General features: G+C 59.3%; 6 protein-coding genes. All 6 read right to left on the reverse strand.

All coding sequences use genetic code 11. The features are described from left to right. Positions 1-405, reverse strand: a 405-nt coding sequence (locus tag H5U08_RS12675; protein ID WP_297033616.1) for a hypothetical protein, incomplete at its 3' end; no start/stop codon positions are given. Positions 406-409: 4 nt separating this feature from the next. Continuing rightward, entirely contained in the window at positions 410-799 is a 390-nt protein-coding gene (locus H5U08_RS12680) for a hypothetical protein (RefSeq protein ID WP_297033618.1), read from the reverse strand. After that, positions 780-1,043: a hypothetical protein gene (locus tag H5U08_RS12685; RefSeq protein WP_297033621.1), complete on the reverse strand. Its 264-nt coding sequence runs from the start codon at positions 1,041-1,043 to the stop codon at positions 780-782. Before H5U08_RS12685 ends, H5U08_RS12680 begins: the two co-directional genes overlap by 20 nt. A 91-nt stretch (positions 1,044-1,134) precedes the next feature. After that, on the reverse strand, positions 1,135-1,641 hold the full coding sequence (locus tag H5U08_RS12690) for a hypothetical protein (RefSeq protein ID WP_297033623.1): 507 nt from the start codon (positions 1,639-1,641) through the stop codon (positions 1,135-1,137). Between the two features lie 13 nt (positions 1,642-1,654). Continuing rightward, positions 1,655-3,337 carry an AAA family ATPase gene (locus H5U08_RS12695; protein WP_297033626.1) on the reverse strand — a complete coding sequence of 561 codons (1,683 nt, stop codon included), beginning with the start codon at positions 3,335-3,337 and terminating at the stop codon, positions 1,655-1,657. Beyond that, positions 3,324-3,763: hypothetical protein (locus tag H5U08_RS12700; protein ID WP_297033628.1), on the reverse strand; the 440-nt coding region annotated here is incomplete at its 5' end. The genes H5U08_RS12700 and H5U08_RS12695, both read right to left, overlap by 14 nt.

The raw sequence follows: 3,763 nt of genomic DNA on the forward strand, positions 1-3,763 counted from the left end.
TGTCCGTCCGTTCACCGTTACTGTGGCTCCGGGGTCCAGCCGCCGGTATTCGGTGGCCTCGACCCCCACACTGGCTTGCAACGGGACAGCGTCCTTGAGAAGGGCAATGACCACCTGGCCGGCCTCGGTAGCTTCGGTGATGGCTCCTTCGATCACGAGAGTTTTGCCGTCGGTTTGGGGGATTCCCCAGCCGACAGTGGCCTCGGTGCGGCCTTCGTGATCAGAAAGGAGTGTCACTCGCTCCGGTAGTTCAAGGCCCTGGAGATCGATGATGACCGGCCCCCAGCCGGTGACAGTCATGACGCCCCCGGTATAGGCTGTGATGCGTACCTTGACAGGCTGTTTATCCTTCTGGGCCTCAAGGACCAGCGGGACGGATTGCAGTTGGAGTGTTCTGGTCTGCATGCTCTCAGTTGGATTGTGAATTGGCCAGTTGCAAAATTCGCTTCTTGTAGCTGGGGTTCTCTTCTAAGAGGTGGTTCACGAGTGTGGGCTTGGCGCGTTTTGTTTTCACACACCACTCAAAAAAGCGCTCGGCTAAGGGGAGGGAGAAAAATGTGTTTTCGGGCGTCACCGGCTCCCCGTCGCTCCACTTCCCGCCCGTGGTTTCACGCAACCAATCCTCAATATCCTGGCGGGTGATGATCAACCCACGCCCCTCAGCCTCGCTGATAAGACCTGTCCCCAGCATCGGCCAGCGGGCGGCTAACAAGGTCTGAATCTGGCTTTGCGTTAAGCCATAGCGTTTCAAAGCCAGGGCGGCGATGGCTTCATATTCTTCATTGTTCAGGTACTGCATGGGTTTGCTCCTTGCTCTCGCCGTCATTGTATTGAGTTTCAGCCATTTTTTTCGGGTTATTGAGGGAGTCCGATTGTACGGGTACAGTGTTTTTCTTCCCCCATCCGCAACGCCGGCACTTCAGATAGCGGATGCGATACAGGCCCACTTGCTTACTGGTTCGGATGATCACTTCCGCACCACATTGCGGGCAAACACGCCAGGCGTAGCGGGCCAAAACTATGGGGATGATTGGATGGGACATAAGAGGGCTCCTGATGCTGCTTTTGCGGGGGCGTTTTTTTGTGCGGGAACCTATTCCCGATGCAAAATAGGGGTATCCGTGGGTGCCTTTTTCAGCCTCGCGCCGGCCTTTCCGGTCGGGGGCACTCTCCCCGGCGGAGGGCCGTTTCCCTAACGAACCGCTCCGCGGTCTTGAGCCAGTCCACGGGATCGATCTTGAGTAACCGGCATGCATCCAGTAGCAGGGCCACCGCGGAGTCATGGAAAGTGTCGTACAGCTCGAAGAGGGCTGGAAAGTTACCCACGGGTCGCGCCGGCGTCCCCGTCGGGATCATGACGTATCCCGGACCGTATTCGCTCGGTTGCAACCGGAGGGAATACCCCGCCTCCCAGAGTGTGTGGAGTAACAGCCAGCCGCCCACTTCCTGTTTGTGCTGAAGCAAGATGGCCACTTCGTCAGTCGTCAACGCCCCGGGCTTCACGCCAAGCCGGAGTTTGCCGTTTTCCCATACCACCTTGACACCGGGGCGATTGAGCCAGTGAAGGAAGTATGTGGCGCTTTCCGGGCTGGTTTCGGGGTCAGTGCCAGTGTCCAAGGTGTGGGTGTGCCGTAAGTCCATTGCCGCCCTCCGCTCATGAGAAATCCAGCCACGCATCGACGTCGCCTTCCGCCGCTTCTGCCAGTTGATGGTTCACATCATCAAGGTCCACCACGGAATGTTGGGGCCGTCCAGAATCCCCGGAATCCGTCCCGCCACTTTCGGGGGGTGTAGGTGTTAGGTTCTCGGTGGGTTTAGGTTTGGGGTCATTGAGCACATTGCAAGGTTCGTCTAAGGTATCTGCAACTTTGCAATGTGCCCCCTCCGACGTGTTTGAAACCCCGGTTTTTTCCACACATTGCACAGATTGCAAAGCTATTTGTGTTTGCAATGTGGTTTGCAACGTGCTTGTATCTTTGCAATGTGCCCCCTCGGGCAGTTTCCAAAACCAAGGGCCGGGATTCTTTTCGCGGAACGATTCCACCCCGAGTTTTGCTTTGGCCGTGTACAGTGTCCGCTGACACCCCCCGTGGTTTACACGCCAGTCTTCCAGGACGTCTTTGGCTAACCGTGGGCCGGCGCTCAGGGCTACCAAGAGAAACGCCTTGGCATCTTCCAGGGCGTCGGCTTCCGGTCCCGGGCGGGATGCCTGCCGCTCCGCCTCTAGTCCCTCATCAGCCGTCATGTTGACGGGTTCGCGTTCCCATTCCACCCGCGGGGGTTCGCCCGTGATACGGAACGCCAAGCCGGGCAGCTCTTCCGCGAGATTCTGTTTCCCGGGTAGGAACAATCGCCGCTTTTTGTCGTTGGCGTCCCTGGACACATGCCACACACTTCGGGAAATCCCGGTAAAGCCACGTGAACCCATAGCCGTTTCATCAGCCCCACCCTCCCCTGTAGATTTCCGGCGGTGCATGACCACCAGGACGGCCACCTTGCGCCGCTGGGCCAGCTCAGCCAGCGGGGTGAGCACCGCGCGAATCTCATTATCCCGGTGGGAATCCACTCGCCCGCCAAGAAAGTCCCCGATGGGGTCAATCACCAGAAGTCGGCAATCCGAGAGTGACTCCAGGGCCTTTTCGATCACGGGTAAGTCGGCCAGCGTCAGCCCCCGTTGACGCGGGGCACCGTCTATACCGCGGTAGTTTACGGCCTTGAGAATTCGCACCCGGGCCACGTCGGCGTGCATGGCGTCCAGCCGCGGCCGGATGGTATCAGCCGGGTCATCTTCCAGCGTGAGCATGAGAACGGAACCTTTGTGACAGGGTGAACCATCCGGCCACGGGGTGCCGGTGGTCACACGGGCCGCAAAGTCACACGTCAGAAAACTCTTGCCTTGGCCGGGCTTGCCAACTAAGAGTGTGATCCGACCTAACGGAATGCGTTTATCCCAGAGCCATTCCACTGGGGTCGCCACAACCTCTTCCAGATTGATGATGACGGGTTGAAAATCAAACTCCGATTCTGTGTTGTTGGTTTTAGGCGGGAAACCGGCCGTCGCATCCCCGGGCCTGGATTCCGCCGGGGGATCCACCGGGTGGGCATCCCTACCCTGTGTTTTGGCCTCGTTGACCGCCTCGAGGAGCACGTTGAGGGTGTCGCCCATGTCGATCCCAAATTGACGGCGGAATCGGTCCGCCAATTCACGCCAAGCCGTTCGATCCTTCACTGGCACACAATGCGTGATGGGTTCGGGCAGAGGACCGCCTTTGAGAGTGACCACAATTTCACCGTTCCTTGCTGTGGCTGTCAGAACCGCTGTGTCATGGCTCCGCATGCACTAACCTCCGTATCACTGTGGCGTATTCTTGTGCGGCAAGAAAGTCGCTGGGGCGAGTGGGCTGAAGGGTTTCACTTGCCACGACGGCACCGGGTAGTAGCAACGCGTGCATCGCCGCCGGGACCTTTTGCTTGACGAATTCCTCTCCCAGAAGCTCGGCCTCCGGATCATCAATGAAGGCGATGGGCGGAACCACGATACGCGCGGTGACCGCTTCCTTCGGTGCCCGCACTTCCACAGTCCAGGGGCCACCTTCGCGCACCGGGGGCCACGCTATGACGAGAACCGGCACCCGCTGACCCTCCCGGGGCTGTGGCACCGGTTGGCGAATTGTGATCGACCGCTCAGCCATCGGCGGTCCCCCCTTGGTCTTGCGTACCCGCCTGGCTTTCAACGGTTTCCGCCGATCGCCGCGCGACATCG

It is taken from the genome of Thermogutta sp. (assembly GCF_014359955.1).
Classification (GTDB): domain Bacteria; phylum Planctomycetota; class Planctomycetia; order Pirellulales; family Thermoguttaceae; genus Thermogutta.

Excerpts from the sequence above, each read along its gene's own strand:
- H5U08_RS12680 (WP_297033618.1), bottom strand. The coding sequence starts at position 799 with ATGCAGTACCTGAACAATGAAGAATATGAAGCCATCGCCGCCCTGGCT.
- H5U08_RS12685 (WP_297033621.1), bottom strand. The coding sequence starts at position 1,043 with ATGTCCCATCCAATCATCCCCATAGTTTTGGCCCGCTACGCCTGGCGT.
- H5U08_RS12690 (WP_297033623.1), bottom strand. The coding sequence starts at position 1,641 with ATGGACTTACGGCACACCCACACCTTGGACACTGGCACTGACCCCGAA.
- H5U08_RS12695 (WP_297033626.1), bottom strand. The coding sequence starts at position 3,337 with ATGCGGAGCCATGACACAGCGGTTCTGACAGCCACAGCAAGGAACGGT.